22 protein-coding genes are annotated in these 25,517 nt (G+C 62.0%); 11 read left to right on the top strand and 11 right to left on the bottom strand.

The features are described from left to right. Window positions 1-772: 772 nt before the first annotated feature. From AC1DVM_RS15615 to AC1DVM_RS15595, 5 genes are all read left to right on the top strand, one after another. The gene (locus AC1DVM_RS15615) at window positions 773-1,336 is read left to right on the top strand and encodes a hypothetical protein (protein WP_477255709.1); all 564 of its coding nucleotides are present in this window, start codon (window positions 773-775) and stop codon (window positions 1,334-1,336) included. A gap of 570 nt (window positions 1,337-1,906) precedes the next feature. Then, window positions 1,907-2,128, top strand: a complete 222-nt coding sequence (locus AC1DVM_RS15610) for a hypothetical protein (RefSeq protein ID WP_477255707.1) — start codon at window positions 1,907-1,909, stop codon at window positions 2,126-2,128. A gap of 17 nt (window positions 2,129-2,145) precedes the next feature. Next, complete coding sequence (locus AC1DVM_RS15605; protein WP_477255713.1) at window positions 2,146-3,054, top strand: dihydrodipicolinate synthase family protein; 909 nt, start codon at window positions 2,146-2,148, stop codon at window positions 3,052-3,054. A gap of 586 nt (window positions 3,055-3,640) precedes the next feature. Then, the gene (locus AC1DVM_RS15600; protein WP_477255705.1) at window positions 3,641-3,808 is read left to right on the top strand and encodes a hypothetical protein; all 168 of its coding nucleotides are present in this window, start codon (window positions 3,641-3,643) and stop codon (window positions 3,806-3,808) included. A 446-nt stretch (window positions 3,809-4,254) separates the two neighbouring features. Then, window positions 4,255-6,144 carry a sensor histidine kinase gene (locus AC1DVM_RS15595; protein WP_477255703.1) on the top strand — a complete coding sequence of 630 codons (1,890 nt, stop codon included), beginning with the start codon at window positions 4,255-4,257 and terminating at the stop codon, window positions 6,142-6,144. A 31-nt stretch (window positions 6,145-6,175) separates the two neighbouring features. Here the strand turns inward: AC1DVM_RS15595 and AC1DVM_RS15590 are convergent, their stop codons facing one another. Both AC1DVM_RS15590 and AC1DVM_RS15585 read right to left on the bottom strand, forming a co-directional pair. Further along, complete coding sequence (locus AC1DVM_RS15590) at window positions 6,176-6,619, bottom strand: response regulator transcription factor (RefSeq protein WP_477255701.1); 444 nt, start codon at window positions 6,617-6,619, stop codon at window positions 6,176-6,178. A 115-nt stretch (window positions 6,620-6,734) separates the two neighbouring features. Then, window positions 6,735-7,370: a response regulator transcription factor gene (locus AC1DVM_RS15585; RefSeq protein ID WP_477255699.1), complete on the bottom strand. Its 636-nt coding sequence runs from the start codon at window positions 7,368-7,370 to the stop codon at window positions 6,735-6,737. 665 nt (window positions 7,371-8,035) lie between these two features. Here AC1DVM_RS15585 and AC1DVM_RS15580 point away from each other — a divergent pair. Next, window positions 8,036-9,313: an AraC family transcriptional regulator gene (locus AC1DVM_RS15580; protein ID WP_477255697.1), complete on the top strand. Its 1,278-nt coding sequence runs from the start codon at window positions 8,036-8,038 to the stop codon at window positions 9,311-9,313. A 23-nt stretch (window positions 9,314-9,336) separates the two neighbouring features. On the opposite strand, the gene AC1DVM_RS15575 is transcribed toward AC1DVM_RS15580, so the two are convergent. Continuing rightward, on the bottom strand, window positions 9,337-9,552 hold the full coding sequence (locus AC1DVM_RS15575; protein ID WP_477255695.1) for a hypothetical protein: 216 nt from the start codon (window positions 9,550-9,552) through the stop codon (window positions 9,337-9,339). Continuing rightward, complete coding sequence (locus AC1DVM_RS15570) at window positions 9,549-9,818, bottom strand: DUF6894 family protein (protein ID WP_477255693.1); 270 nt, start codon at window positions 9,816-9,818, stop codon at window positions 9,549-9,551. Before AC1DVM_RS15570 ends, AC1DVM_RS15575 begins: the two co-directional genes overlap by 4 nt. Before the next feature lie 327 nt (window positions 9,819-10,145). Between AC1DVM_RS15570 and AC1DVM_RS15565 the strand changes: the two genes are divergently transcribed. Continuing rightward, complete coding sequence (locus AC1DVM_RS15565; RefSeq protein ID WP_477255691.1) at window positions 10,146-10,664, top strand: Spy/CpxP family protein refolding chaperone; 519 nt, start codon at window positions 10,146-10,148, stop codon at window positions 10,662-10,664. A 287-nt stretch (window positions 10,665-10,951) separates the two neighbouring features. Here the strand turns inward: AC1DVM_RS15565 and AC1DVM_RS15560 are convergent, their stop codons facing one another. Then, the gene (locus AC1DVM_RS15560; protein ID WP_477255689.1) at window positions 10,952-11,593 is read right to left on the bottom strand and encodes an ATP-binding cassette domain-containing protein; all 642 of its coding nucleotides are present in this window, start codon (window positions 11,591-11,593) and stop codon (window positions 10,952-10,954) included. Window positions 11,594-11,956: 363 nt separating this feature from the next. On the opposite strand from AC1DVM_RS15560, the gene AC1DVM_RS15555 reads away from it, so the two are divergent. Continuing rightward, entirely contained in the window at window positions 11,957-12,802 is an 846-nt protein-coding gene (locus AC1DVM_RS15555) for an HD domain-containing protein (protein ID WP_477255711.1), read from the top strand. Between the two features lie 1,202 nt (window positions 12,803-14,004). Here AC1DVM_RS15555 and AC1DVM_RS15550 read toward each other — a convergent pair. Beyond that, window positions 14,005-14,778: an IclR family transcriptional regulator gene (locus AC1DVM_RS15550; RefSeq protein WP_477255687.1), complete on the bottom strand. Its 774-nt coding sequence runs from the start codon at window positions 14,776-14,778 to the stop codon at window positions 14,005-14,007. Between the two features lie 241 nt (window positions 14,779-15,019). On the opposite strand from AC1DVM_RS15550, the gene AC1DVM_RS15545 reads away from it, so the two are divergent. After that, window positions 15,020-16,015, top strand: coding sequence for an NADPH:quinone reductase (locus AC1DVM_RS15545; RefSeq protein WP_477255685.1), 996 nt, complete (start codon window positions 15,020-15,022; stop codon window positions 16,013-16,015). A gap of 31 nt (window positions 16,016-16,046) precedes the next feature. On the opposite strand, the gene AC1DVM_RS15540 is transcribed toward AC1DVM_RS15545, so the two are convergent. From AC1DVM_RS15540 to AC1DVM_RS15520, 5 genes are all read right to left on the bottom strand, one after another. Continuing rightward, the gene (locus tag AC1DVM_RS15540) at window positions 16,047-16,799 is read right to left on the bottom strand and encodes an aspartate/glutamate racemase family protein (RefSeq protein WP_477255683.1); all 753 of its coding nucleotides are present in this window, start codon (window positions 16,797-16,799) and stop codon (window positions 16,047-16,049) included. Then, window positions 16,796-18,547 carry a M28 family peptidase gene (locus tag AC1DVM_RS15535; protein ID WP_477255681.1) on the bottom strand — a complete coding sequence of 584 codons (1,752 nt, stop codon included), beginning with the start codon at window positions 18,545-18,547 and terminating at the stop codon, window positions 16,796-16,798. Before AC1DVM_RS15535 ends, AC1DVM_RS15540 begins: the two co-directional genes overlap by 4 nt. Window positions 18,548-18,597: 50 nt before the next feature. Further along, complete coding sequence (locus AC1DVM_RS15530; protein ID WP_477255679.1) at window positions 18,598-19,614, bottom strand: ABC transporter permease; 1,017 nt, start codon at window positions 19,612-19,614, stop codon at window positions 18,598-18,600. A gap of 113 nt (window positions 19,615-19,727) precedes the next feature. Beyond that, window positions 19,728-20,726, bottom strand: coding sequence for an ABC transporter ATP-binding protein (locus AC1DVM_RS15525; RefSeq protein WP_477255677.1), 999 nt, complete (start codon window positions 20,724-20,726; stop codon window positions 19,728-19,730). Then, window positions 20,723-21,787 (bottom strand): ABC transporter ATP-binding protein, encoded by a 1,065-nt coding sequence (locus AC1DVM_RS15520; RefSeq protein WP_477255675.1) that lies wholly within the window; start codon window positions 21,785-21,787, stop codon window positions 20,723-20,725. Before AC1DVM_RS15520 ends, AC1DVM_RS15525 begins: the two co-directional genes overlap by 4 nt. Before the next feature lie 205 nt (window positions 21,788-21,992). Between AC1DVM_RS15520 and AC1DVM_RS15515 the strand changes: the two genes are divergently transcribed. After that, on the top strand, window positions 21,993-23,765 hold the full coding sequence (locus AC1DVM_RS15515) for a M28 family peptidase (RefSeq protein ID WP_477255673.1): 1,773 nt from the start codon (window positions 21,993-21,995) through the stop codon (window positions 23,763-23,765). Window positions 23,766-23,819: 54 nt separating this feature from the next. Further along, window positions 23,820-25,376, top strand: coding sequence for an ABC transporter substrate-binding protein (locus tag AC1DVM_RS15510; RefSeq protein WP_477255671.1), 1,557 nt, complete (start codon window positions 23,820-23,822; stop codon window positions 25,374-25,376). Window positions 25,377-25,517: the final 141 nt, after the last annotated feature.

The raw sequence follows: 25,517 nt of genomic DNA, 5'->3' as shown, positions 1-25,517 counted from the left end.
CTTCCTCCCTGAGGCTCTTGTCGGTCGCGAATTTGATTGGATTGATGCGCAGGAGCTCCACGTCGCTCGCGGATCGGATGTRACTCTCGAGCTTGGAGACAAGCCGCGGGCTCCAGCTCCGCGCCGATTCAAGCGCCGCCAGCCGCTCCTCGAGGAGCTTTCCGTCAATCATTGCCATGCCCGATCTCTTGAGTTCCTCGCTTGCAGCACGTGACTCTAGCACGGCGCAAAGCTTCCGTCGTCGGAGGTACGAAGGATTGTCAGGCAGGAGGTTGTCGGCACTGAACTCTATGACCGCTCTTCGCACTCTACGGACCAAAGAGCTTGGTCCGCTTCGGCGCTCATGAGCTGACGTCGGTTGAGCAGCCGGAACGTGAAAGTTTGACCCTGAGCGGTCGTTGAAGTGTAGACGTTTGTCCTCGGTCGGGTTGCTGTTGCATGAGACCAGCGATCAGGCAGTCGCTCCGTTGGCCACAGGGTACGGGTCCACATGAAGCCCTGACGTTCCAATCCCTTCTGTCGTGCCGTGCCCGAGAAGTGGTAGAGTGTGCTACCACGTAATTGCTGCCGGCGATCCGGCTCGAGCGAACACCCCAACGCAATTAAGCCACCATCGATCAATCAGATTGGCATGCTGGTAAGCCGATGTCGTCGAGGTCCAACTCTCAAAGGCATTGGCTCTTGGGGGTCGCTTGAGACGGGGAGGCTTGCAGGACGACGCGGACGAACGTGCGAGTTGACACTATTTCCGCCCCCCAACTGGAGACGCATCATGACCCGATTACCGGTTCTGGCGATAGCGGCGTTCAGCCTCGTTGCCTCGCCCACTCTCCTTCTAACAACGATCACTCCCGCGGCCGCCCAGGAGGACAGGTGGGGCGCGGACGATTCCGACATCGGCGGCGGCCGCTTGCGCGACCTTCTTCGGAGCTGGGTCCAGGAGCGCGGCGATCGCCGCGACATGCTCATGGATTTGATCCAGGACCGCCGGGACAGGCGCGACGAACTCGTGGACTTGCTCCAGGAGCGCCAGGATCGTCGCAGCGAACTCGTGGATTTCCTGCGGGACCATCCGCGGCTGCGGGAGCGCCTGCGCGAACGGTTGGCGTCGCGAGGGGACGATGATGGCGATGGCGGCGGCTTGCGCGAGCGCCTGCTCGAGCGGTTGGCGTCGCGAGGGGACGATGAGGGCGATGGTGGCGGCCTGCGCGGTCGCCTGCGGGAGCGCCTGGCCGCGCGAGGGGAAGGCGGCGACTGCTACCTCCTCACCCGCAGCCTGCGGAACCAGGACGGCAGTCTCCTGGTCGTCGTGCGTCGGCGCGTCTGCCGCGACTGATCCGGCCCCGAACCCAACCAATGGGAGGAACGACATGAAGAAAGCATTTCTTGCGGCGGCCGGACTGATGTTGATCGCGCTGCCTGCCTTCAGCCAAAGTTCGGACGATGCCGGCGATCGCGGGTCGTCCTACAGTAGCCGGGATCGTGACCTCGACGATCTCCTGAGCGGGCTTGACGGTGGCGGAATGGGACGGGGCGGACCATCACGCGGCGCAGGCTTTCTCCTTCGCTCCGGCGACGCGACCCTTGCCGTGCGATGTGACCCGAGGGATACCATGAGGGCCTGCGTGGACGCCGCCACGACTTTGCTGGAGCGGTCGCGCACGGCGATGCCGCCTGGAAGTGGATCTGGCGGGCCAGCTCCGGGATCACCACCCAGATCACCTTAGATAAAGCCGATGCGGCGGCGAACCTCTTGCTTCTCGCCTTCAGGGCCGGACGAGCCGCCTTAATCTCGGAAGAGCAAGCCACGGCAGGACCTACGCCCGCTTCATCCAGGACGGCGCTGGACAGGCAGGGGCTATTGATGCACCTCGGCAACCCGTAGTCCGTTCTGGCATGGATCGCCTTGGTAACGCTTGGTCTTGGCTCCGATGCATCCTGGCAGGGCGTTGCCGTGATCCTTGGTGGATGCGCAGTGCTGAGCGTGACGATCTTTTGCGGCTATGCCGTCCTGTTCTCGACCACGCCGATGGTGCGCCTGTACCGGCGCGCCCGCCGCTGGATCGAGGGCGCCCTCTCCATTGTCTTCGGTTTTGCAGGACTGCGCCTGCTTCTGGCCCGCACATGATGACCACACAGGAGACTCTGAGACTGTTCAGCGGCCTTTCGGCCTTTCCCCTGACGCCGACCGATGCCGCAGGGGATCTGCAAGCCGACGTGCTGGGCCGTTTCCTCGGGCGCATCCAGGCGGCAGGGGCGGATTCCATCGGCCTGCTCGGCAGCACCGGCGGCTATGCCTACCTGAGCCGGGAGGCACGCCAGCATGCGGTCCGGGTGGCAGTGCAGTGCGTCGGTGGCAAGATCCCGATCATCGTCGGCGTGGGCGCGCTCCGGACCGACGAGGCCGAGACGCTCGCCCGAGATGCCAAGGCGGCAGGGGTTGATGGCCTGCTGCTCGCCCCGATGGCCTATACGCCCCTGACCGACGAAGAGGTGTTCCAGCACTTCTCGGCCGTGGCCGAGGCGGGTGAGCTGCCCTTGTGCATCTACAACAATCCGAGCACGACGAAATTCACCTTCAGCGATGACCTGATTGCCCGTCTGGCCAAACTCCCCAACGTGTCGGCGGTGAAGATGCCGCTGCCGATGAATGGTGACTTCAGCGGCGAGATGGAGCGGCTGCGCGCGATGACCCCTGACGGCTTCGCCATCGGCTACAGTGGGGATTGGGGCGCCGCCGACGCGCTGCTGGCTGGCTGTGACGCCTGGTACAGCGTGGTTGCGGGCCTGCTGCCCGCTCCGGCGCTGGCCCTCACACGCGCGGCGCAAGCGGGCGATCACCCAGAGGCTGCCCGCATCAACGATGCCTTTCAACCCCTCTGGGAACTGTTCAGGGCATTCGGCAGCTTTCGCGTGATGTACGTGATGACAGCCCTTCTGGGGTTCGCCAGGATCGAGCCGCCGCGCCCGATCCTGCCGTTGCCTAAGGAGGCCCGCAGTCGCGTGGAAGGGGCTTTGCAAATCTTGAAGGATACTGGCAGCTCCATTCCATAAAAGGCTTCCGTTGGTGAACGCGGAAGGTCGCCTTCTGGCACTCTACGGACCAAAGAGCTTGGTCCGCTTTGGCGCTCATGAGCTGACGTCGGTTGAGCAGCCGAAACGTGAAAGTTTGACCCCAAGCAGACATTCCCTGCTTCCCGTGTGAACGCAGGAATCAAAGGTAAGCATCGCAAGGGTGCTATCGCTCAGGCCGCACAACCAAGGCAGAGTACGATCGCCGCCATTCGCTTGGCGATGCCTGCATCATCCGCGCGAAGACACGGGTGAAGTGGCTCTGGTCGGCGAACTTGATAGACCATTGGCACGACCCAGCAGAAGCCGAATGAGCGGCGCGTCTCCAGCTGAAGCCGCGGCTAACGGCTTTGGGAACGTCACCCGGGACCCCATACCGCTAAGCTTCTCGGACGTGTCGCCTGATCCAATCTGGCCTTGTCGGCGTTGTCGGGCCGAACTGACGGTGTTGCATGCCCAGAGACCCGGAACCTGATCATCGCAAGAACTGGCTTCTCAGCGCTCTGGAGTTGGAGGACCTGGCCACGCTGAGGCCGCACCTTGAGTTCGTTGAACTGACCCGCGGGCGGTGCTCTATGAGCCTGGTGAGATCATCCACTACGCCTACTTCCCGCATAGTGCCGTGATTTCGCTCGTGAATGTCCTGAACGATGGCAGCACCGTCGAGGTGGCAGTCTACGGGCGTGGGGCCGTGATGGGCCTGCTGAGTGCATTCGTCACGCGGGAGGCCCTATAACCTCAGTTGCAAGGTCGTGTCGCTCCGGTCCAAAAGTGTAATATAGATACAATTGTAGGAAGATGATCTTTTAGAATAATGACCTCGTTTCACAAATCCCGATATCCGCCCAACTCTCAGCCGGGTTCCGTTTCGTCATTGGTAGCGGGATGCGCTGGACGAAGGCCGCTGGGAACGACTTCGTCTCGAAAGTCGCYGCCGTTGGTTAATCATGCCGGCATCACCTCTCGCTAAGAACTTGATCAGCTCGAGCAGTCGACCAGGACCTGCCCTGTGCGAGCGCGCAGGGATTGCGGCCTCATATGCTAGGGGCGAGAGCGGCGCGAGACCCATTGGACGGTCGCGGTCCCAAGCTGTCCGTGTGCACGTCTTGTGTCTCTATTCGTCACCCAGCCTTGCTGCTACGATCCTCCAGTACCGCCGTTGAGCATTTGGGTGGGACGACGATGCGCTCATGGCAGATAGCCTTACCAACGCGGTGTTTTCTTGCGCTGTCCGTTGTCATTTCGCTCGCCATGGTAATCAATCTTGCGACGCTGACGAGCAGTCGGGCAGATGGAGAGCCCAAACGGGTCTTAATGCTTCATTCATTCGGCCTTCGCTTCAAACCATGGACTGATCACGCGCAATTCATTCGCACTGAAATAAGCCGGCAGAGGCGGGTAGAGATTCACGACCACTCGCTTGTGAGTGCCCGCCTGGATGGTGACAAGTCAGAGGGTCCGTTCGTCAATTACCTTCAGGCGCTCTATGCAGACAAGCCCCCCCACCTCATCGTCGCCATCGGCGCGCCCGCCGCTAACTTTGTCCAGCAGTATCGCCAGCGTCTATTTCCGGGAACGCCGATGGTGTTCACGGTTGTGCAGCATGTCCGCGTTGACTACAGTAAGCTAACCGAGAACGATACTGTGGTGGCGTCTCACAACGACATCCGCTCGCTTTTCGAACACATCCTTCGAGTACTACCCCTCACCAAGACCATCGCCATCGTGAATGGGACTTCCTCCAACGAAAGGATCTGGCAAGAGCTGACGCAGCGGGAAATCGCACCATTGAGCGGGCGCGTCGAGTTTAAATGGTATAGCGAGCTGTCGTTCGAAGATATTCTAAAGGATGCAGCCAAGCTTCCAACCAATAACGCCATATTCTGGCTACTGATGAACGTCGATGCAGCTGGTGTAACACATGAAGGCCCAAACGCCCTGACACGGCTCACTGCCGCAGCGAACGCACCCACTGTCACGCACGATGATGCCTATTTCGGCGACGGAATTCTCGGTGGTCCAATGCAGTCGATGGCTGAGATAGCCAAGACGACTGCGGCGGCCGCTGTTCGCATCCTTGACGGCGAGAAGGCTGGCGACATCAAGACGCCACCCCTTCAACTTGCATCGCCGAAATACGACTGGCGAGAAATGCAGCGCTGGGGAATCAGCGAGAGCGATCTTCCGCCGGGTAGCACGATTTTCTTCAAGCCACCGACGTCGTGGGAAACATACCGCTGGCAGATTCTAACCGCAGGCACTGTACTCTTTCTTCAAGCCGTTCTCATTGCGCTGCTTCTGCTCGAGCGGCAGCGCCGTCATTCGGCGGAAATGGCATCTAGGCAGAGAATGGTAGAGCTGGCGCACATGAACCGGCAAACGACTGCCGGGCAGTTGTCGGCCTCAATTGCGCACGAACTCAATCAGCCGCTCGGGGCCATCCTCAACAACGCGGAGGCTGCCACTTTGATCATCGACTCCCCGTCGCCGAACCTGCAGGAAATCAAGTCGATCATCGAGGATATCAAACGCGACGATCAACGGGCGAGCGACGTGATCAAGCGCTTGCGGCGTCTGCTTACGCGAGGCGCTTTCGACTCGCAGGAGGTCGACCTCAACGAGGTAGTCAGCGAGGTGTTCAGGATCCTGTCCGCGCTGGCTGCAGCTCATGACGTGACGCTGGACAGAAAGCTCGCTCCCCATCGATTGCTCGTAACCGGAGACCGCGTCCAGCTCCAACAGGTAATTTTGAATCTTATCGTCAACGGGATCGATGCAGTTGCAGATATGTCGAACGGGGTGCGTGAGATTGCCTGCACATCATGGGCGTCGGACGGACTGGCGCATGTCTCGATCCGCGATACCGGGCCTGGAATACCGTCGGATCGCCTCAATCGGCTGTTCGAGCCATTCTTTACCACGAAACAAGAGGGCATGGGTATGGGGCTGTGCATTGTTCATACCATCGTTGAAACGCACGGCGGCAAGATATCAGCGGAAAGCTATAACAGCGGTGCAGTGTTTCACGTGAGCCTGCCTCTTTCTAAGAGCGCACGGTCGAATATGCAGTAGCCGGCGTCCATGCATCCTCTCACCAAGTGGCTCAGCACTCTCGGTCTTTTCCGATGATTGTTTTGATAGCTTCAATCAGGAGGTCAGAAGAGAATGGCTTGTGCAGATACGCGACACAACCCGCTTCCAGAGCCGCCTTGTGCGTGGTCTCGCTCTCCACCGCAGTGATAAAGATGACCGGGGGCGAATGGCCAGAACGCGTCAACTGACGCCGCAGCTCGATTCCAGACATGTGCTGCAAATGAACGTCCAGCACGAGGCAGGCGGCCTCGTCCAGGTGCGCGCCCTCAAGAAAGCCTTCGACGCTGTTGAAGACCTCGGTCTCGAAACCGTGGAGCTGCAACACCCGCTGCACCGCCCTGAGGATACTCGGGTCATCGTCGACAACGATGACTAGATGGCGCGTGACCGTGGTTGAAGATCGCATGGCCGGGCCAGTCAAAGCATGGGTGACCTCTGAGGAGAGTACATTCAAGATTGTCAACCGCTGTTGTTTCTCGCGCCCATTGTGCAGGATCCGGTGGCTATGCCTATTGTCCCTGAGGACAGTATTGGGTGGCCAGGACAGGGTTGGCTTTGCTGGCGTGGTGTTATCGTCCGATCCCGGCTGGCTGCTCGGCCAGAATGCCAAGGCGCTCCGCAATCAGCACAAGCTCGGCGGCGGACGCAATTTGTAACTTGTCCATGATGTTGCTGCGATGGGCCTTGATCGTCCGCTCTGTCGCCCCAAGCTCGCGCCCAATTTCCTTGTTCATCTTTCCCCGAGCGACGCGTTCAAATACCTGTCTCTCACGAGGCGTCAGGCTGTCCACCAGCCTCCGCAGTGAATGGAGCTGCTGGTTCTTCTCCCGCCCTGCGCGGCTGCGGGCCATCGCACGCTCGAGAGCGGCGATCAACTCGTCCTTCGTGACCGGCTTGGTCAGCAGATCGTCCGCGCCCGCCTTCATGACCTTGACGGTGGTGGGGACGTCGGCATGTCCTGTCAGGAAGATGATGGGCAGGTGCGAGCCCAGGGCGGACAGCCGCTCCTGCAAGTCCGGCCCGCTCAGGCCAGGGATCCTGATGTCGAGTAGGATACAGCTCGGACCGGCATCGTCCGGCAGTCGCTGTAGCAACTGTTCCGCCGACTCATGGGTCTCAACAGCATAGCCAGAGGCGCGCAAAAGACGCTGGGTTGCGGTGCGGAACGACTCATCGTCATCGACGATGTGCACGACGGCTGACACGGGCGTCACTCCCATTCCGACCCGCTACGCGGAAGGAACCGTATTGTCCCTGAGGACAGTGTCCTCAAGGTCAGTGTGCCTCAGGACAATAGCGCAGGCAATCCCGAGCATTGTAGCGTCGCACCATAAAGCATCCCGCCTGGTTTTGGGTAGCCCACTACCGACGATGCAGTTCCGACAGTCGCCGCTCTTGTTGCGTTCAGGCGTCGCAGACCAGACGTCACTCGCTAAGCCATCAGGGACGAACCGCGGACAGGGGCACCCCATGCCAGTCTTCGACCGTTATGCATCGAGACTTAACTGCGCCGAGACCGGCCTCCCGGGAAGGGTTCCTGGCCTGGTGAGCCCCGGATCTTCGTCCGTCCGGCCGTTGCCGTGTGGGGATCGCAGGCGGCAACGGCGTGCGAGCATCATGCGCGCATCGGTCGTCCTCGCTTTGCTCGGGCTTTTTTGCGGCTCGGCAGTCGTGATGAGCGAGAAACCCCAGCCTTCACCGGGTGCTGCGCTGGTCTCGCCTCCTGCCGCGGCCGAGGCGCCGGTTCGAGCACACGCCAAGGCCTGGCCAGCTCTGCCTGCCTTGAGCCTCAGTGGAATGACGTCCTGCCTATGGTCGGACGACCTCGGCGAGGCATCCGCCGACGCTAATACCGGTTCAGGAGATCCCTATGCCAGAGGTTGCTGACATTCCATTGGGCCTGAGGCGTGGCCGAGCGCCTTCTCGAGCGACACAGTCCCTTACCACGGCAGCACCGACGCGCGCGCTGCCGGCTGGGTACGTCCAACTCGGCGTGGCCAAGGAGATCGCGCCGACCCTGCGCGAGTTCGGCCTTGATCCCGATCCGATCATCAAGGCCGCAGGGCTCGACCCGCGTCTGTTCGAGGATGGCGCCAACCTGATCCCGTACCGGGCTCTCGGCCGGCTGTGCGCCTTGAGCGTAGCGCGGACCCAGTGCCGGCATTTCGGTCTCCTGGTCGGCCGTCGGGCGACGATCCTGTCGCTGGGGCTGGTGGGCCGCCTGATGCTTCACTCGGAGACCTTCGGGGATGCGTTGCGCGGTCTGGTGGCCCATCTCAGCGTGYAGGACCGGGTCATCGTCCCGTCGCTCGACGTGGCCGGAGACACGGTCGTTTTCAGCCACGCCGTCTATCAGCCCGGGATGGAAAGCGCGGATCAGATCACTGACGGCTCCATCGCCTGTGCAATCAACGCCATCCGGGCCCTGCTTGGGGCGGACTGGGCGCCGTCGGAGGTGCTGCTGCCCCGCGGCCAGCCGGCGGATACGGAGCCCTATCGGCGGCATTTCCGGGCGCCGGTCAGGTTCGATCAGGACATGGCCGCACTGGTGTTTCCGAGCCGCTGCCTGGAGCATCATATCGCTGGCGCCGATCCCCTGCTGCGGGCCATGCTGGAGGAGCGGATCAAGCAGCTCAAGGGCGTTCAGGGCTGCGAATTCTCTGACGACATCCGCCGGTTGCTGCGCGTGCGGCTGACGAGCGACCGTTGTTCGGCCGATGACATCGCCGATCTGCTGACAATCCACCGCCGCACCCTGAGCCGCCGCCTGAAAGACGGTGGCGCAGGGTACAGGAATATCACGAACGAGATCCGGTTCGAGCTTGCGCGTCAACTGCTGAGGGACACCGAGGTGCCCCTCGGCCAGATTGCGGCGGCCCTCGACTATTCGGAAGCGAGCGCCTTTACGCGGGCGTTCCGGCGCTGGTCCGGCGAGACCCCGACGGCTTGGCGGGCGAAGCACCACCGCGACGGGCAGCCGAGCTCGCACGAGTCGCTAAGCGTGTCATCCCAACACGGCAACGACCAGGGGCGAACAGTCGATGAAGAGCCATCCGATCGCGGCCAATCGAGCAAACGAGGCCATCGAATTGCGGTACAACCTATTTCGGCACAAGTGGCACCCGGATCTGTGTTGTGCGGCGCCTGAGAACCATCCGGTCCCGAACTTTGTCACTGGCGAGCAGTGGGACTTCGCAGGACCTGCATGACGTCCTGCGGCTTCGGTCCCTTCGGCTCGTTGGCCGGAAAGCGCGGATCGACCTTGTAGGTCCGGTCGTAGACCGTGACAAAAAAAGGGTCCGCCTGGCTCTCCCGACGCGCCTGGGTCCGATGCCGACAATGAGCCTCTTCGTTATGGTATTGGACTGTGTCATCGATCAGCGTCACTGGCGGAAGCGCCCGGTGAGGCGATGACCCCGAGGGTCGAGGGACTCAGAGAATGGAAGCCTGAAGATCAGTTCGTCCGCAGCATCCACGACCTCAATGGTGTAGTCGCGGGGATGCTGGCCGCACGCCGCGAACACGGCCATGATGTCCCTGGCTGCGCAGAACGTCTTGCGGTAGGCGGTCTCCACGTCAGGAAAGTCGAGCCCGAGTTCGTCGCGGCTCAGTTCCTGGCGTGCACTCCTGATGTGAAAGAAAAAGTGAGGCATGACACTCCTCCCATTCCCAGAGCGTGCCGGACGCGCCATCATGGTCCGCCCCCGGAGCACCTGCTTGTCGGGTTGGGACAATCACTTGGCATTTTTTGACCCAGGCCCTCGGGGTCCCTGCATATCGCGGCGACAGCTCCGTCGACGGATGGGCCAAAAGGTCCGCAGCCATCCAAAATCCGGGAATGGAGCAACGGCACGGCCAGGGCACGGCTTCATCCATGTCCCAAATTGCCAACGGGAAGTCCCAAGGTATCAAGCATGCCACGGTCCGGTTCATAGACTGACGATCGACAGAACCAGCAGGAGACCGGAATGCGGAAGGGAATGATCGGCGTCGTGGCGGCCATGTTCATCGTTGGCGCGCCAGTGGCCCATGCACAGCAAGCCAGCTCCGGCCCGGGCGGCACGCCTGAAAGCGGACGGCTGAGCCAGGCCGAGTTCAAGATGCTGACCGACATTCGGGTCGGGGTGATCAAGGCCGCGCTGCAACTCACGCCGGAGCAGGAGAAACTCTGGCCGGCCGTGGAGGAGGCGATCCGCGCCAGGGCCGAGACGCGCTCCCGCCGACTGGCCGCATTGGGAGAGCGCATGGACCAGCAACGCGACGTCGATCCAGTGCAGCTTTACCGCCAGCGCGCCGATGTCCTGGCGGACCGTGCGACGGGCCTGAGGAAGCTCGCCGATGCCTGGCAGCCGCTTTACCAGAGCCTCACGCCCGACCAGAAAACGCGGCTACGCCTCGTGACGGCCCGTGCGATCGAGGGGCTCCGGACTACCATGGAGAATCGCCGCATGGAGTCGGATTACGAAGAGGACATCGAAGTTTGGGTGCTCCCTCATTGAGCGGATCCAGGCAAGCCCGCCTGATGGCGGAGCAGGGACAGCGCAAGAAGAGGATGCCCATGAACTCCCTGCACCGCGCCAGACGGGCTTTGGGAGCGTTCATCGGGTCGCGCATTCGCCCTGTCCGGAGCCTGCGCATCATGGCGTGAGGCCCACGTCATCGCGCTTCGGCAACAGCCCCGACCGTCCAATCGGCGATACGCGGCCAGAGATGACCGAAATGCCGCCATAGGGTCGCCGGGAAACGGGTGAAACTCTGTCGCAGACAGCGAGGTGTCCTAAAAGGTTCAGCCGCTGTCTCCAACGGTCAAGCTAGTCTCTCCGGACGGGGCATGATCCGCAGCCCTGAGGCTTCCGGTTCCCGCTCCCAGACCGGGTGCCCATCCCTCCACGATGATCGTCCGTGCTGAACCGATGGCTTGGAGACGATGAGTAGGGTGTCTCGGTGAGAGGGCAGCGGGACGTCCACGCGATGCTCCACCGCATAAAGCAGTCCGGCCTGTCGCCAACGCACGTGCAATCTCAAGAAGCCGCTGCTGGCCATAGGGGAGCACGGATGCTGAGGTCTCCGCTTGAGAGCTCAATCCCACAAAATCCAGCAGCTCACGCGCAGTCTGTTCGACTTCCCGCTCCTCACGGCGAGCCCAGCCCGGCCGCATCACCGCTGCCGCCAGTCCTGCTTTCGTCCTCAGATGCTTTCCAATCTTAACATTCTCCAGCGTTGTCAGGTTCTGGAAGAGCTGAACCAGCTGAAAGGTTCGAATAAGTCCGCGCGCCGCAACCCGCTCGGGCGGCAAACCCGTAATCTCCTGGTCTTCGAAGAAGACACGACCTTCGCTCGGCTCAAGGAAGCCGGAAATCATACTGAAAAGCGTTGTTTTCCCCGCCCCATTTGGACTCCCGCCCGGTAGCGTCAGATGAGCCGTCATTACAAGACGCTATCATTCAGACGTCGGTCGGCCAATAAATACGCTGGCGGCAAAGTTAACCGGCGGGTTTTCGATCAAAATCATAAGTCGGACCTATGAGCACTGCGCGATACTTGTACACTAATCATCCGCCAACACGGCGACCAGTCGTCACCAGCATGGCCTTACATGCAGCCTTACCCAGCAATTCTCCTATAGAGCTATGCCAATACTCGCCCTGGGTAGGCGGCCGCAGCCGCAGGAGCAGCACCCACCGCGCCGACCACTGCGCTTGTCGGGCATCGTGGTGCGGGACCGAAGATGTTATGCTCGGAGCGATTAACGATCGGCATGGATGCTTTCGGCTATCGAGGCGCGACAGCGATGATAACAATGCCCGAAATGGCCGCCGATACGCTGGGCAAGCTCCTGGCCGAGGATGTGAGACGCATGTTCGGCTCATCACATCACGAGCATGCCGAGCGGCTTGACGGGATTGCGCGCATTGCCCTCGAGTGTCTCGGAAAGAGCGATGCGCTCTACCATAATGTGGAGCATACCTTTCTGGTAACCTTGGTCGGGCGCGACATCCTGCGTGGCCGAACGCTCACCGAGCGCATCGAACCCGACGACTACGCTCACCTGATCATTGCCTGTCTGTTGCACGATATCGGGTATGTCCGAGGCGTCCTGAAGGGCGATCACGAGAATAGCTTCGTGGTGGACGCGAGCGGGCGGGCGGTAGGATTGCCACGAGGATCCTCGGATGCGGCGCTGGCCCCTTACCACGTTGATCGCTCCAAAATCTTTGTCGCGGAGCGATTGGGACATTCGCCGGTCATTGATTCCGCCCGGGTGAGCTGGGCGGTGGAGTTTACGCGCTTTCCGGTGTGTCGTGAGCCGGATGACGGACCTGATACCCGGGAGGGTCGGCTGGTGCAGGCGGCCGATCTGATCGGGCAGCTCGGCGATCCGCTCTATCTGAAGAAGGCGAACGCTCTCTATTATGAGTTCGAGGAAGTCGGGCTGAATCGCCAGCTGGGCTATGCCTCACCAGCAGACATGGTCGAGCGCTACCCTGACTTCTACTGGACCAGCGTCTCGCCCCACCTCAAAGAAGCCTTGGGCTACCTGAACGTGACAACCTCTGGCCGTCAGTGGATCGCCAATCTGCATGGCCACGTGTTTTGTGCCGAACATTCATTCGCCCTCATGGGCCCGCAGCGATAAGCATCAGCCTTTGAATACCCCGATGTCACGACCTTGCCCCGCGAAAACAGACGACTGATCCGTGGACAGGCGGTGACCGGCAGAGCGAACAGGGGCCCAGCAGGAAAGCTCGGTGCTCACGAGCTGTCGGAGGCGCGCGGGGCCTCCGCCGGCGAAAGCAGATCGGAGACCCACGTGATACCTGTCCGCCATCCTGATCTCCGAAGTCAAGAAGATGGCGGGGCTTGGCGGCAACGCGTTCTCGCTCGCTGTGGCGATGGCCAAGGCCGGGAGGGGCCCTGGCTGCCGTCGATGACATCCTCGCGACGCCGGTGATCGACGGCCTCTTTGGCGCGAGATGGATCTCGCCGGACATACTGCCGTGGGTCGTGTGATCGGCAGAATCGAGCGCTAGGCAAGGGCGCCAATGTACTGCACGACCCCCGCCTCGACTTGACCTGGCTTGCGAACGAGCTGTCGCAACTCGGCATCACGCTGAAGGCCGGATAGGTGGTCACGACCGGCACTTGCATGATTCCGCTTGGAGTCGAGCGCGGGGATAAGGTTCTCGCCAGCCTCGGCACGCTTGGTGAGGTTTCGGTCCGGTTTTTATAAAAGAGCCGGGGCCTCAATCAACGGCTCACCCCACGACTATGCCAGCAGGACGTCGCGGTGTCCGAGCCCGTCTCACCAAGGGCATGAGCTCGGTCTCCTCCGGCACCGGATCCAAAGCGGTGCTCTCGGCATGCGGGGGTAGGCTTGTCCACATGAGCCGCAATTCGAGATGGTTGCGGGTTCGCAACTATTAAGTCTCAAGTTGTCAATTCTCGGTGGTTTCAGGTCCCCGCAACCATCTTTAAATGTGAACTAGCAAAAGCCGGATCCGAAAGGGTCCGGCTTTTTGCGTTTGTCCAGCGCACCAACGCCAGGGAGCCGCAAGCCCGCCCCGCAATTAGACCTTGAGCGCGCCACCTCCGCCACCAGCATCACCWCGATCAGGCTTGCGGATCAACGCAAAGGCCTTCGTCTCGCAGGTCGCGATGATCCGGCAACTCGCCGAGCTGGGGTGGAAAGCCTGCTTGATCGTGCGCGACAATGGTTCGAGCGATGGGGGCAGGGGGAGGGGCCCTAAACGAAAGGGCCCACACGCCTGATCCGACGGCATTTGGGACATGAATGACGGTCGACTTGCCACGCCAACGGTCGGGTGACGCGGGCGGCGCTTAAACCACCGCACTGAGCTTCTGCCGCCAGCCCATGGCTTTGGAAATCTGGAGCGAGGTGTCGTGCACCAGGCGCCGGTAGAACTCCGCGCCCGCGGCTTTGAAGCGAACGGACGGACCGGCAATGCTCAGAGCGGCGATGACTTCGCCGTTGGGGTGAAACACGGCCCCGCCCACGGAGAAGGCATCGAGGTCTATCTCCCCGTGGCTCTCGCTCATGCCGCTCTGCCGAATCCCCGCCAGCACCGCCTTCAGGGCTGCCTGGTCCACCACCGTCTTGGGAGTGAAAGTTTCGAGGGGAGCGTCAAGTACCTCCTGCTGCACCTCCGGGGGCGCGAAAGCGAGGAGGACTTTGGGGCCGCCGCCTACATGGAGCGGTACGCGTCGCCCGACCTGGGCATAGAGCTGGCCCTGGTTGGAAACCCGCCGGGCATAAATGCAGACACTGGTGGTGCCGTCGCGCACGAGCATGTTGATGTTGTCTTCGCATTTGGCCGCCAGCTCGTCGAGGTAGGGAGCCGCCGCGCGCAAGACGTGCAGTTGGTCCTGCGCATGAGCCGCGAGATAAAGCGGCCGATAGCCGACCGTGTAGGTGCGGCGCACCGGATCCTTGATCACGTAACCCCGCTGCTCGAGGGTAAAGATGATGCGGAAGACAAGGCTGCGGGTGTTGCCGGTGAGGGCGGCGATGTCCGTGACGCTAAGCCCGGGATGTTCGGCCAAGGCCTCAAGAACCCGTAACGACCGGTCGACGGCGGTAATTGTGTAATCCATCAGTTCTGTCCTGTCCCCGCGCCTGGGGCCGCGCCGGCAGCTGGTTGAGAGGGTGATCGCAGTCAAGCAAGGGCGGACGGGCCGTGGTGGCTGTCGGTCAAACCCTTGAGCTCAAAATCAGTTTCTGTCTGTGCAACTTCATAGCATAACATCTCGAAACCCTTCAATTGTAAATCATGTTTGTATTTGTAGTTTCAACAGATAAACAATATTTTTATTATGTGGTGCAGGAGATCGGTTGATGAAGGCTGTATGGTACGAACGGCAGGGTCCCGCACAGGATGTTCTGATTTACGGCGACCTTGATGAGCCGGTGCCCGGAATTGGCGAGGTCAGCGTGCGCATCGTCCGCTCCGGCGCCAATCCGCACGATACGAAGAACCGGTCGGGCTGGACGGGTCAGCCGATCCCAGCGACGCGGGTCGTGCCCCATTCCGATGGCGCCGGCGTGATCGCTGCGGTCGGGCCGGGTGTTCCGACAAGTCGGATCGGCGAGCGTGTCTGGTTGTTCCGGGCCGATTTGAGCCGCAAGGGCAGCGGAACGGCTGCCGAGTTTGCAGTCGTCCCGAGCATTCACGCTGTGCGGTTGCCTGACAACACGTCCTTCGACATCGGTGCCGCACTCGGGGTGCCGGCCATCACCGCCCATACGGCGTTGTTCTGCGACGGGCCTGTGACCGGACAGGTGATTCTCATTCAGGGCGGCGCGGGCGCCGTCTCGCAATACGCGATCCAGTTCGCGCGCTGGAACGGCGCGCGGGTCATCACGACCGTAAGCTCCGAGGAGAAGGCCGCGCTGGCGCGGAATCTGGGGGCGGACGAGGTGATCGACTACCGTCACGAGAATGTGGTCGAACGAGCAAAGGCCCTTGCCGGTACCAACGGGATCGATCGGATCCTCGAGGTCGATTTTGGCGCCAACCTCGAAGCCGATCACGCCATCATCCGCGAGAACGGCATCATCGCGTCTTATTCCTCGACGAAGGATACGGAGCCGAAGTTGCCCTATTATGCCTTCGCGCGAAAAGGCGTGACCATCCATTTCATCCAAGGCAAGAATTTACCCGAGAACCGCCGCGCGGCCGCGGCTCGCGACATCAACGTGCTGATGCAGCGCGATCTCCTGCGCCATCCCGAGGTGAAAGTGTTTCCCCTCGCCGAGACCGCTCAGGCCCACGATCTCCTGGAATCGGGCCGTTTCGCTGGGAAGGTTCTCATCGCAGTCGGCGAAGCGTGACGGCCGGCTTTGCCGGCCGGCCAATCGCCTCTCAGAGGATCTCCATCCTGTCGGGCTTCGGATAGGCCTTGCGGCTCTGCCGCAGGCCGGCCCGAACCAGGAGCTCGGCAAGGGCGAGCGACGCCGGAACCGGATTGACCACCGGCACACCGATGCGGTCCTGCAGCTCGCGCGATATATCGTGGAACGCCATGCTCATGCAGCCGAGGATGAGAGTGTCGGCGCCGTCCTCGGCCACCGCCCTTGCGCCGACCTCCGCCAGGCGGTCGAGCGTCCGCTGGCGGTCCCGTGCGAGATCCATCACCGAGAGCCCTGCGCCGCGGGTTGAAGCATAGTTCAGGATGAACCCGTATTTGCGGGGGTTCTCGAGAACGCGGCTGCCCGCTCCCTCCTTCGGCGAGATGATCGAGAAGCGCGCACCGAGCTGCGCCGCCACATGCATGGAGGCTTGTCCCGACGAGACGACCGGAATCGAGACGATCTCCCGGCAGGCATCGAGGCCGGGATCGCCAAAGCAGGAGATGATCACGGCGTCGTAGCCATCAGCCTCCGCCTTCATCACTGCCTCGAGCAGCAACGGAACGGCCATGGCCGAATCGTAACGCGATTCGATCGAGCCGGGGCCGCGCGAGGGTACGCCGATATCGACCGTCGTAGCAGGCTCGACCAGATTGCGCAGGAAGGCGTGGCGGCGCTCGACCTCGACCATGCCGAGTTCCGTCTTCTGCTTCGCCGTGGTCATCTGGTAGAGCAGGCGAATGGGCTTGCGGTCGAGGGCGCTCATTTGCGGATCTCCGAGATGACTGCCTGCGCCTCTCGCAGCGCGGCGATGTAGCGGTTGGCGCCCCGCATCAGGTCGGTCAGYACATGATGGGTGATATCGCCCATGGGGCGCTCCAGCTCGGTGGCGACGCTCAATCCGGGCAGGGCAGGGCACGCTATCGCGGGATCCTGCGCGAAGCGCTGCGTGCGCGTGTAATTGATCGGCACCAGGATCCGCGCCAACTTCATCAACCCGTCATTGGCTGTCCKCGCCGGGATTCTGCCGGCTTCGATGTCGGCATAAAGCTCCTTCAGGCTGTCGACGAGGCCCTGGGTCGCCGCGTCGACCTTCGACCAATCGAAACGACTGCCCGTCGCGGTCTTGAAGCGCTTCAGGGTCGCTTGGAATTCGGCCGCGGTCGCGCGCCAGTCGACCGGCAGAATCTCCGCGGAGGCGTGCCGCAAAACCGAGAGGGCGTAGATCTTGAGATCGGTCTCGAGAATGCCCTTGTCGGCGATTTCCATCGTGTCGTCTTCCGTATGCCAAGCGATGTTGCCGCCGCAGCCGGAGACTTCGTAATAGCCCTTTTCCTCCAAGAGGTCGTCGGGCATCGTCGAGGTGAGCATGAAATAGCTGCTGATGCCCACGTTGTAGAAGGAATAGTCGCCCGCACGCTTGGGCCGGATGAACGCCGGCTTCGTGCCTGTCACGTCTTCAATCACGCCGGTGATGAAGGCATGCAACTCACTCATGCAGGTCGTCTTGTGGTAGCTCGTCGCCCAACGGCAGCCGGGCGAATCGCAGTTTACCTGCGCCACGCAGTTCTCGTCGAGATCGAGCGCGAAGTCATCCGCATACCAGGTGCTGCCGCTGTAGCGTCCCGTGGAATGGCCGGGCCACCACGCAATGCGAACGCTGCGGCGGAGCTTGTCTCGGTGGCGGTGCAGCACGTCGGCGAGGCCGAGCAGGACCGCATCGCCGGTGGCGTTGTCCCCGACTCCGAGATCCCAGGAATCATAGTGGCCGTGGACGAGAACGAAGCGGTCCTTGTCCTCGCCACCCGGAATGGTAACCACCGGCACCTTCTGCTCGAACCAGCCCTCCTGGAGGCGCGAACGCATCGTGACCTGGCGCGAGCCATCGGCGAGGGCCTTGATCCGCTCGCCGTCGGGCTTGTTGACGGCGACGACCGGGATCTTTGGCTTGCGGGACAGGTCTTCGAGCCCCGGCGATCCCCAGATCTGGCTCGACGTGCCCCAATGGATGTTGGCGCCGGGATTGATCACGATGAGGCCGATCGCACCCATCTCTTCTACGAGCGAGGTCAGGGCCGGGTTGCCGAAGCCCTCCGTGATCAGAATCTTGCCCGCGATACGACTCCTGAAATTCTCCCAATCCGTGAAGCTCTCGCCGAACACGTCGCGCACATCGCGGCTATACGTGCGCAGGTTCTTCGGGTTGGCCTTGATGTAGAGGAGCGTGCCTGTCAGCCCCTCAGGGACCGACTTGGAAAGGGCCGGCGGTTTGCCGCGGAAGGTTTGTCCGTCGATCTCCACGGATGCTTCGTGGGGAATCGACAGGAAGATCGTGGGCGTATGCACTTCTACAGGAAGCCCAAGAGCCTTGGCTTGGGCGATGATCATGTCGGCAGCCTTGTTGACGTCCTCGGGTCGCCAGCGCGGTTGGGTGGCGAAGGTCTCCACCAGGCGCCACGGTTCCGTCACCGAGATGCTGCCGAGAACGTCGTTTTCTTGAGAGGATATCGCCATGTCTGATCCCTTCGAAGTCCGGTTTGTGAGCCGAGGGTGGCTGGTGGGGTCTAGATTTTCACGCGCGGGTCGATGACCGTGTAGGTGATGTCGACGAGAAGGTTCACGATCACGATGAGAAAGGCGTAGATCAGCACCGCGCCTTGGACGATCGGGTAATCGTGCGAGTAGATCGCATCCATCATCTGGCGACCGAGACCGGGCCAGGAGAAGACTGTCTCGGTCACGATGGAACCGCCGAGATAGACGCCGATCTCGAGGCCGATCACCGTCACCACGGGGATCATGGCGTTCTTGAGAACGTGACGGCGCAGCACCTGCTGATAGGTCAGGCCGCGGGCAAGGCCCGCCTTCACATAATCCTCGTTGATCACTTCGATCATGCTCGCCCGGGTCGTCCGCGCGATCAGGGCCGCCGGTGTCACGCCGAGCGTCAGGGCGGGCAGGATGAGGTGCGACAGGAGATCCTTCACGGCGCTCCAGTTCCCGGTCAGGACAGCGTCGAGGAGCGGAAAGCCGGTGACAGGATCAATCATCGTGTCGAACGACATCATGCCGCCGGTAGGGGTGAGGTTCAGCTGCACGCTGAAGGTGATGATCAGGATGATGCCGAGCCAGAACACGGGCATCGAGATGCCCATCAGGCTGACGATCGTGGCCACGGAATCGAACCAGGTGTCGCGCTTCACGGCGGAGATGGCGCCGGCCACCATACCGATGATGGTCCCAATCAGGACGGCGAGCAGGGCGAGTTCCAGAGTGGCCTTGAGTTTCTCCACGACAATGCCGAGAACCGGTTGCTGAGACGTGATGCTCTTGCCGAAATCGCCCTGGAGCACGAGGGTGATCCAGTTGAAGTACTGCTGGTAAAGGGGCAGGTGCAAGCCCAGCTCCCGCCGCAGAGCCTCGTATTGTTCGGTGCTCGTGATGTTCTCTCCCAGAATGGTGAGGACAGGGTCGCCGGGGATCGCACGCATGAAGAGGAAGATGAGGATGGAGAGGACGAACAGGACAATGACGCTGTTGCCGAGCCGTGAGGCCACGATCCTCAGAATGTTGCTGCGCATAAGTCGATCTTGCTCCGCAAGAGTACGAGAGGCTTGGTCGGAAGACAGGGTCGGCGTCGTTGCGTCCTGGCCATCCATCTACAGCGGCGACCTGTGGCCCGCCCCGCAGGGTGCTATCCGGCCGGTGGATTGATAAGGTGGCATGCCACCAGGCGTCCGTCCGTTGGTCCTAATTGCGGCACCAACGTCTCGCAGACCCGTCCGATCTTGACGGGGCAGCGCGTATGAAACGGACATCCGGTAGGCGGATTTATCGGCGAGGGAAGTTCGCCCTGCAGGACATCGTTCGAGCGTTCGCGCGTCGGGTCGGGCTGCGGCGTGGCAGCGACCAGCGCACGCGTATAGGGATGGAGCGGCCGCGCGAAGATCTCGGCGGTGCGTCCGGTCTCAACCATGCGTCCCAGGTACATGACGCCGAGCCGGTCGGTCATGAAGCGCATCAGGTTGAGGTCGTGGGTGATGAACACACAGCCCAATCCTCGTTCGGCCTTGAGCGACCGGATCAGATTCAGGATCACCGCCTGCACAGACACGTCGAGGGCCGAGGTCGGTTCGTCGAGGACCATGAAGGCAGGGTCGAGGATGAGCGCGCGGGCGATGGCGACGCGCTGGCGCTGGCCGCCTGAGAACTCGTGCGGGTAGCGTCCATAGTGGTAGGCGGCAAGCCCGGTGCGTTCGAGTAAGTCGACGACCTTCTCCTTCCGCTGGCTCGCGGAGAGCGAGGTGTGCACCGCCAGCGGATCTCCGACGATGTCGCCGACCGTACGCCGCGGATTGAGCGAGCTGTAGGGATCCTGGAACACCATCTGGATCTTGGAGGCAAATTCGCGCTTGCCGAATTTGCCGATCGCACGGCCTTCCAGCAGCACATCACCTTCGGACGGCTTGACGAGGCCGATCAGCACGCGCGCCAGCGTGCTTTTTCCGCAGCCCGATTCTCCGGCGACTCCGAACATCTCGTTCGGCTGAACGCTGAGACTGACGCCGTCCACGGCTTTCACGTAGGTGGAGCGCCCCGCGACGCGCACTGGAAAATGGACGCGCAAGTCGCGCACGTCGATGGCCGCCTGCTCGAAAGCGGCGGGTGGTTTGGAGATGGAGTGCATGATCATGCGATGCCTCCGTACGAATGGGGCATGGTGGTGACATCCGTCAACGGGTAGTGGCAGGCTGCCTGGTGACCGGGGCCGACCGGAACGTCCGGCGGTCGCTCCGCACTGCACAGGGCGGTCGCCCGGTCGCAGCGGTTGGAGAAGCGGCAGCCTGGCGGCGGGGCCACCAGGTCGGGAACGGTGCCGGGGATAGCCTCGAGCTGGTCGCGATTCGGCGATGGCAGGGCTGCGAGGAGGCGCGCCGTATAGGGGTGGGCTGGGCGGGCGAAGACCTCTTCGACCGGTCCGCTTTCCACGACCCGTCCCGCATACATCACGTTGATCGTGTCGCAATTCTCCGCCGCCACGCCGAGATCGTGGGTGATGAGGAGAAGGGCGGAGCCCGTGCGCTTGCGGATTTCTCCGAGGAGCTTGAGGATCTGTGCTTGGATCGACACGTCGAGCGCCGAGGTGGGCTCGTCCGCAACGATGAGCTGAGCGCCACCGACCATTGCGATGGCGATCATCACCCGCTGTGCCATGCCGCCCGAAAGCTCGAACGAGTAGCTGTTCATGATGCGATCGGGATCCGCGAGGCCCACATTGGCGAGCGCCTTCACGGCCGCCTTGCGCGCATCGGCCTTTGAGCATTGGAGGGCGCATTGCGCGGCTTCGATGAGTTGCGATCCGACAGTCGCCGTTGGGTCCAGCGCCTTCTTGGCTTCCTGAAACACGAACGATGCCGAACGCCCTCGCATCTCGCGCAGCTCGTTTGCCGACATGGTGAGGACGTTGCGCCCCGCGAGCATGATCTCGCCGCCCTCGACGCGGGCGGGCGGGTCGATGAAGCCCATGATGGCGCGGGCGGTTGCGCTCTTCCCACAGCCGGTCTCGCCGACGATGGCGACGGCTTCGCCAGCGCGCGCCGAGAAAGTGACACCCTCAAGCGCTTTTACCGTTCCCCGATACGTATCGAAGACCAGGCGCAGGTCGCGAATATCGAGGAGCGGCTCGTCCGAGGTTGCGGCGAAGGGGCTACGAACCGCTGCGGAGAGCTGCGGAGAAACGCGCGTGTGACTCAACGTAAGCGGACCTCTGTCGCGGCGGAATTGCTCTCAACGATGATTGACTATCTGCCAGAATTTTGCAAGCCTATCTCAGCGAGTGAACTTAGACTTCACTGTGTAAACACGAGAAGAGGCTCGCATCGACTGCTTTCGCGCCAAGTCTCGGCGCCAGAGCAGCGTGCGGGTGCGCAGCAGGCCGACCCAGGATTAAGGACCAGCGATGTCGACGATCGATGCCGAAGCACGAGACATTGTCTCGAAAGATGAACTGTACAACTCGGTGGAATATCTCTGCTCTCTCGGAGAGAAGGTGTCGGGTTCCGCCGAGGAAGAGAAGGCCTGTGCCTACATCGTCGAGAAGCTCAGGGAATACGGCTACGAACCCACCGTTCACGAGTTCGATTCTTATCTAAGCTATCCCCGCTCCGCGAAGCTGACGATCGGCGACGGCGCGCAGGCCTTCGAACTGCCTTGCGTCGGTGTCGCGTTCGGCCTCTCCACCCCAGCTTCCGGCTTCACGTCGGAGGTCGTCTTCGTGGGCGCCGGAACGGAGGCCGACTACAAAGGCAAAGACGTACGCGGCAAGATTGCCCTCGTCAGCAAGCTTCCCTCGCCCAACAACGCACTGGCGGCTGCTGCGGCCGGCGCTACGGGCATGATCTGCATGTCTGCCGGCAAGCAGCGCCACAAAATGATCATCACCCCGGTCTGGGGCACGCCTGAATTTGACCAGGTCACCAAGATCCCCCGCATTCACGTGGTGTCGGTTGCCAAGCCCGACGGGGAACGGATTCTCGAAGCTCTCGAAAAAGGCGCCCTGCGCGCCACTCTGGTCACTGACTGTTTCGAAGGCTGGCGCAAGGTTCGGCTGCCGGTGGCAGAGATAAAAGGTTCCGAGAGCCTCTACTCCCTCGTCGGCGCGCATTATTGCTCGTGGTTCGACGGCTCGACCGACRACGTCACCGGCGGCAGCTGCGTGCTCGAACTCGCCCGGGTCCTGAAGCAGTTCGAGGGCCGTCTGCGCTATGGTCTGAAGTTCGCGTGGTGGCCAGGCCATTCGCATGCCCGCTATTCCGGGTCCACCTGGTTCGCCGACACCTATTGGCACGACCTCCACGAAAACGCGATCGTGTACTTCAACATTGATTCGCCGGGCGTAAAGGGTGCGACGGTATATGTGCCGCGCCACCAAATGGCGGAGATCTCTGAATTCAACGAGCGCATGACCGAGGAGATCACCGGCTGGTCGACTCTGACGAGCTCCAACGCCCAGCTCGCTCTCGGCAAGCGCGGCGACAAGTATGTGAGCTCGACGCGACCCGCCCGCGCCGCCGACCAGTCCTTCTGGGGTGTCGGCCTGAGCTCGATGTCGGTTTACTCCATGCTGACTCCCGACGACCCGAACCGCGACCACAATGTGGGTGGATCGGGCGGCGCCTGGTGGTGGCACTCGGAGCATGAGACCATCGACAAGATGGATACGGAGGTTCTGGCCCAGGACACGCGGCTCTACGCGTCGATACTGCTGCGTCTCGCCACAGCCGACATCCTGCCCTTCGACCTCGCGGTCACGGCCCAGGACTACCTGGACTCGCTCAGGGAATACGAAGAGCTGGTCGGCGACGTGCTGCCGGTGAAGGGACTGGCCGACGAGGTAACAGCCCTGCAAACGAAGCTCTCTGCGTTGCACCAGCGCGCCAGCGGGCTGACCGACAAGAGCAAGTCGGGTGCGGCCAACAAGCTGTTCCTGCGCATCGCTCGCGTCCTCAATCCGATCCTCTATCAGGCTTGCTCGCCCTTCGAGCACGACCCGGCGCTGGGCTCCCGTGCATTGCCAGGCCTCGCGCCGGCAGTAAGCCTGAAGACGCTTGATCCGCATTCGGATGCGTACAAGTTCACCGTCGTCGGCCTGAAACGTCGAATGAACCAGGTGATCCACCAAGTCCGCGAAGCGACCCGGCTCGTCGATCAAGAGGCCGCCCGCCTCAACTGAGGCGGGACGGACAGTTGTGACGATGCTCAAAAGCAATGCCAGAGGAGAACTTTAATGAAAAATGCGTCCCTTCTGCGCTCGCTGATCATGGCGGTGGCCCTTATGGGCACTGCCACGTTGGCGAGTGCGCAAACCCTGATTGTCGGCCGCGGAAGCGACGGCAATTCCTTCGATCCGCCGGAATCGGAATCCTTCGAAGCCATCATGATGGCGGATTATGCCTTTGACGGTCTCGTCCGCTATGAGGGCAAAACTCTCAAGGTCGCTCCGGCGCTCGCCGAGTCCTGGACCACCTCCGAGGACGGCCTGACCTGGACCTTCAAGCTCCGGCCCGGCGTGAAGTTTCATGATGGCACCCCGGTGAACGCGGATTCCGTGGTGTTCTCCTTCGAGCGCCAGCGCGACCCCAACCACCCATTCTACCGCAAGACCTTCGCCCGGTGGCCGGCGAAGTTCCCGACCGTGACGAAGACCGAGAAGTTGGACGACCTGACGGTGAAGATGACGCTGAGCGCGCCGTCGCCGACGCTTCTCACCAACCTCGCCTTCTACGTCGCCTACATTGTTAGCCCGACCGCGGTGACGAAGGACCCGGAGAACTTCCGCAACAACCCGATCGGTTCCGGTGCCTTCAAGTTCGTTCGCTATCAGAAGGACAACTTCACCGAATACGCGCGCAACGATGCCTATTGGCGCAAGCCCGCCAATATCCAACGCCTCGTGGTGCGTACGATCCCCGACAACGACGTCCGCCTGCTCGCCATCAAGAAGGGCGAACTGCAGCTCGCCTACGGCATCTCCTTCTCGCAATTTGGCGAAGTGGAGCAGGATCCCGACTTGAAGCTGATCACGTCGGTCAGTCTCGGAACGTCGCTGCTCTCCATCAATGTGGAGAATGGCCCGTTCAAGGACCTGAAGGTCCGCCAGGCCGTCTCGCACGCCATCAACAAGGACCGGATCTTCAAGGCCGTGTTCTTCGGCTATGGCGAGAAAGCCGACCAGATCCTGCCGAAGGAATGGTTCGGCCATGTGAAGGACGGCAAGGTCTATGAATACAACGTGGAGAAGGCCAAGGCGCTCCTCAAGGAGGCCGGGCTCGAGAACGGCTTCAAGACCACGCTCGTGACCTGGGCCGCGCCTCGTCCCTACATGCCGTCCCCACGCGACGCTGCGGCTCTCGTGAAGTCCGACCTCTCGCGCATCGGCGTCGACGTGGACATTCAAACCATGGCCTGGAACACCTACCGCGTCGAGCGCGGCAAGGGCACCTTCGGCTTGGCGCTGGGTGGCTGGATCTCCAGCACGCTCGATCCGGACGGGATCTTGTTCCCGCTCCTGCACTCCTCGTTCATCCGCCCCAACGACTCCATCAACTGGTCGCGCTGGCGGAATGACAAGGTCGACGATCTCTTGATCAAGGCCGGGTCGATGTACGACGAGGGCCAACGCACGAAGCTCTACGAGGAAGTCAGCCGGATCAGCATGGAGGAAGCCCCTGCGGTCTTCTTCGCCAACCCCATCAACTCGGTGGTGGCGCGCAAGGAGATTGAGGGCGTGTTCATCCATGCGTCGAACTGGGTGCCGCTCGACGAAGTCACGGTGAAGAAATAACCCACGCGTAGCGGCCTCTTCGCGAGGCCGCTACCTACCCGAAACGAGAGGACAGCTGCCATGCCGACGATCCGCGCGATCAATGTAACGATTGTCGAAGTTCCCATGCGCGAGCCGCTGGCAACCTCGCTACACACCTAC

The sequence above is a fragment of the Microvirga sp. P4_A5 genome (genome assembly GCF_056402495.1).
This window is presented reverse-complemented; position numbering and strand designations above follow the sequence as displayed.

Bases quoted from the DNA above. Each gene is read 5' to 3' on its own strand.
- AC1DVM_RS15555 (WP_477255711.1), top strand. From the start codon at position 11,957: ATGATAACAATGCCCGAAATGGCCGCCGATACGCTGGGCAAGCTCCTG.
- AC1DVM_RS15540 (WP_477255683.1), bottom strand. From the start codon at position 16,799: ATGAGCGCCCTCGACCGCAAGCCCATTCGCCTGCTCTACCAGATGACC.
- AC1DVM_RS15570 (WP_477255693.1), bottom strand. From the start codon at position 9,818: ATGCCTCACTTTTTCTTTCACATCAGGAGTGCACGCCAGGAACTGAGC.
- AC1DVM_RS15510 (WP_477255671.1), top strand. From the start codon at position 23,820: ATGAAAAATGCGTCCCTTCTGCGCTCGCTGATCATGGCGGTGGCCCTT.
- AC1DVM_RS15545 (WP_477255685.1), top strand. From the start codon at position 15,020: ATGAAGGCTGTATGGTACGAACGGCAGGGTCCCGCACAGGATGTTCTG.
- AC1DVM_RS15525 (WP_477255677.1), bottom strand. From the start codon at position 20,726: ATGATCATGCACTCCATCTCCAAACCACCCGCCGCTTTCGAGCAGGCG.
- AC1DVM_RS15615 (WP_477255709.1), top strand. From the start codon at position 773: ATGACCCGATTACCGGTTCTGGCGATAGCGGCGTTCAGCCTCGTTGCC.
- AC1DVM_RS15530 (WP_477255679.1), bottom strand. From the start codon at position 19,614: ATGCGCAGCAACATTCTGAGGATCGTGGCCTCACGGCTCGGCAACAGC.
- AC1DVM_RS15550 (WP_477255687.1), bottom strand. From the start codon at position 14,778: ATGGATTACACAATTACCGCCGTCGACCGGTCGTTACGGGTTCTTGAG.
- AC1DVM_RS15595 (WP_477255703.1), top strand. From the start codon at position 4,255: ATGCGCTCATGGCAGATAGCCTTACCAACGCGGTGTTTTCTTGCGCTG.
- AC1DVM_RS15565 (WP_477255691.1), top strand. From the start codon at position 10,146: ATGATCGGCGTCGTGGCGGCCATGTTCATCGTTGGCGCGCCAGTGGCC.
- AC1DVM_RS15560 (WP_477255689.1), bottom strand. From the start codon at position 11,593: ATGACGGCTCATCTGACGCTACCGGGCGGGAGTCCAAATGGGGCGGGG.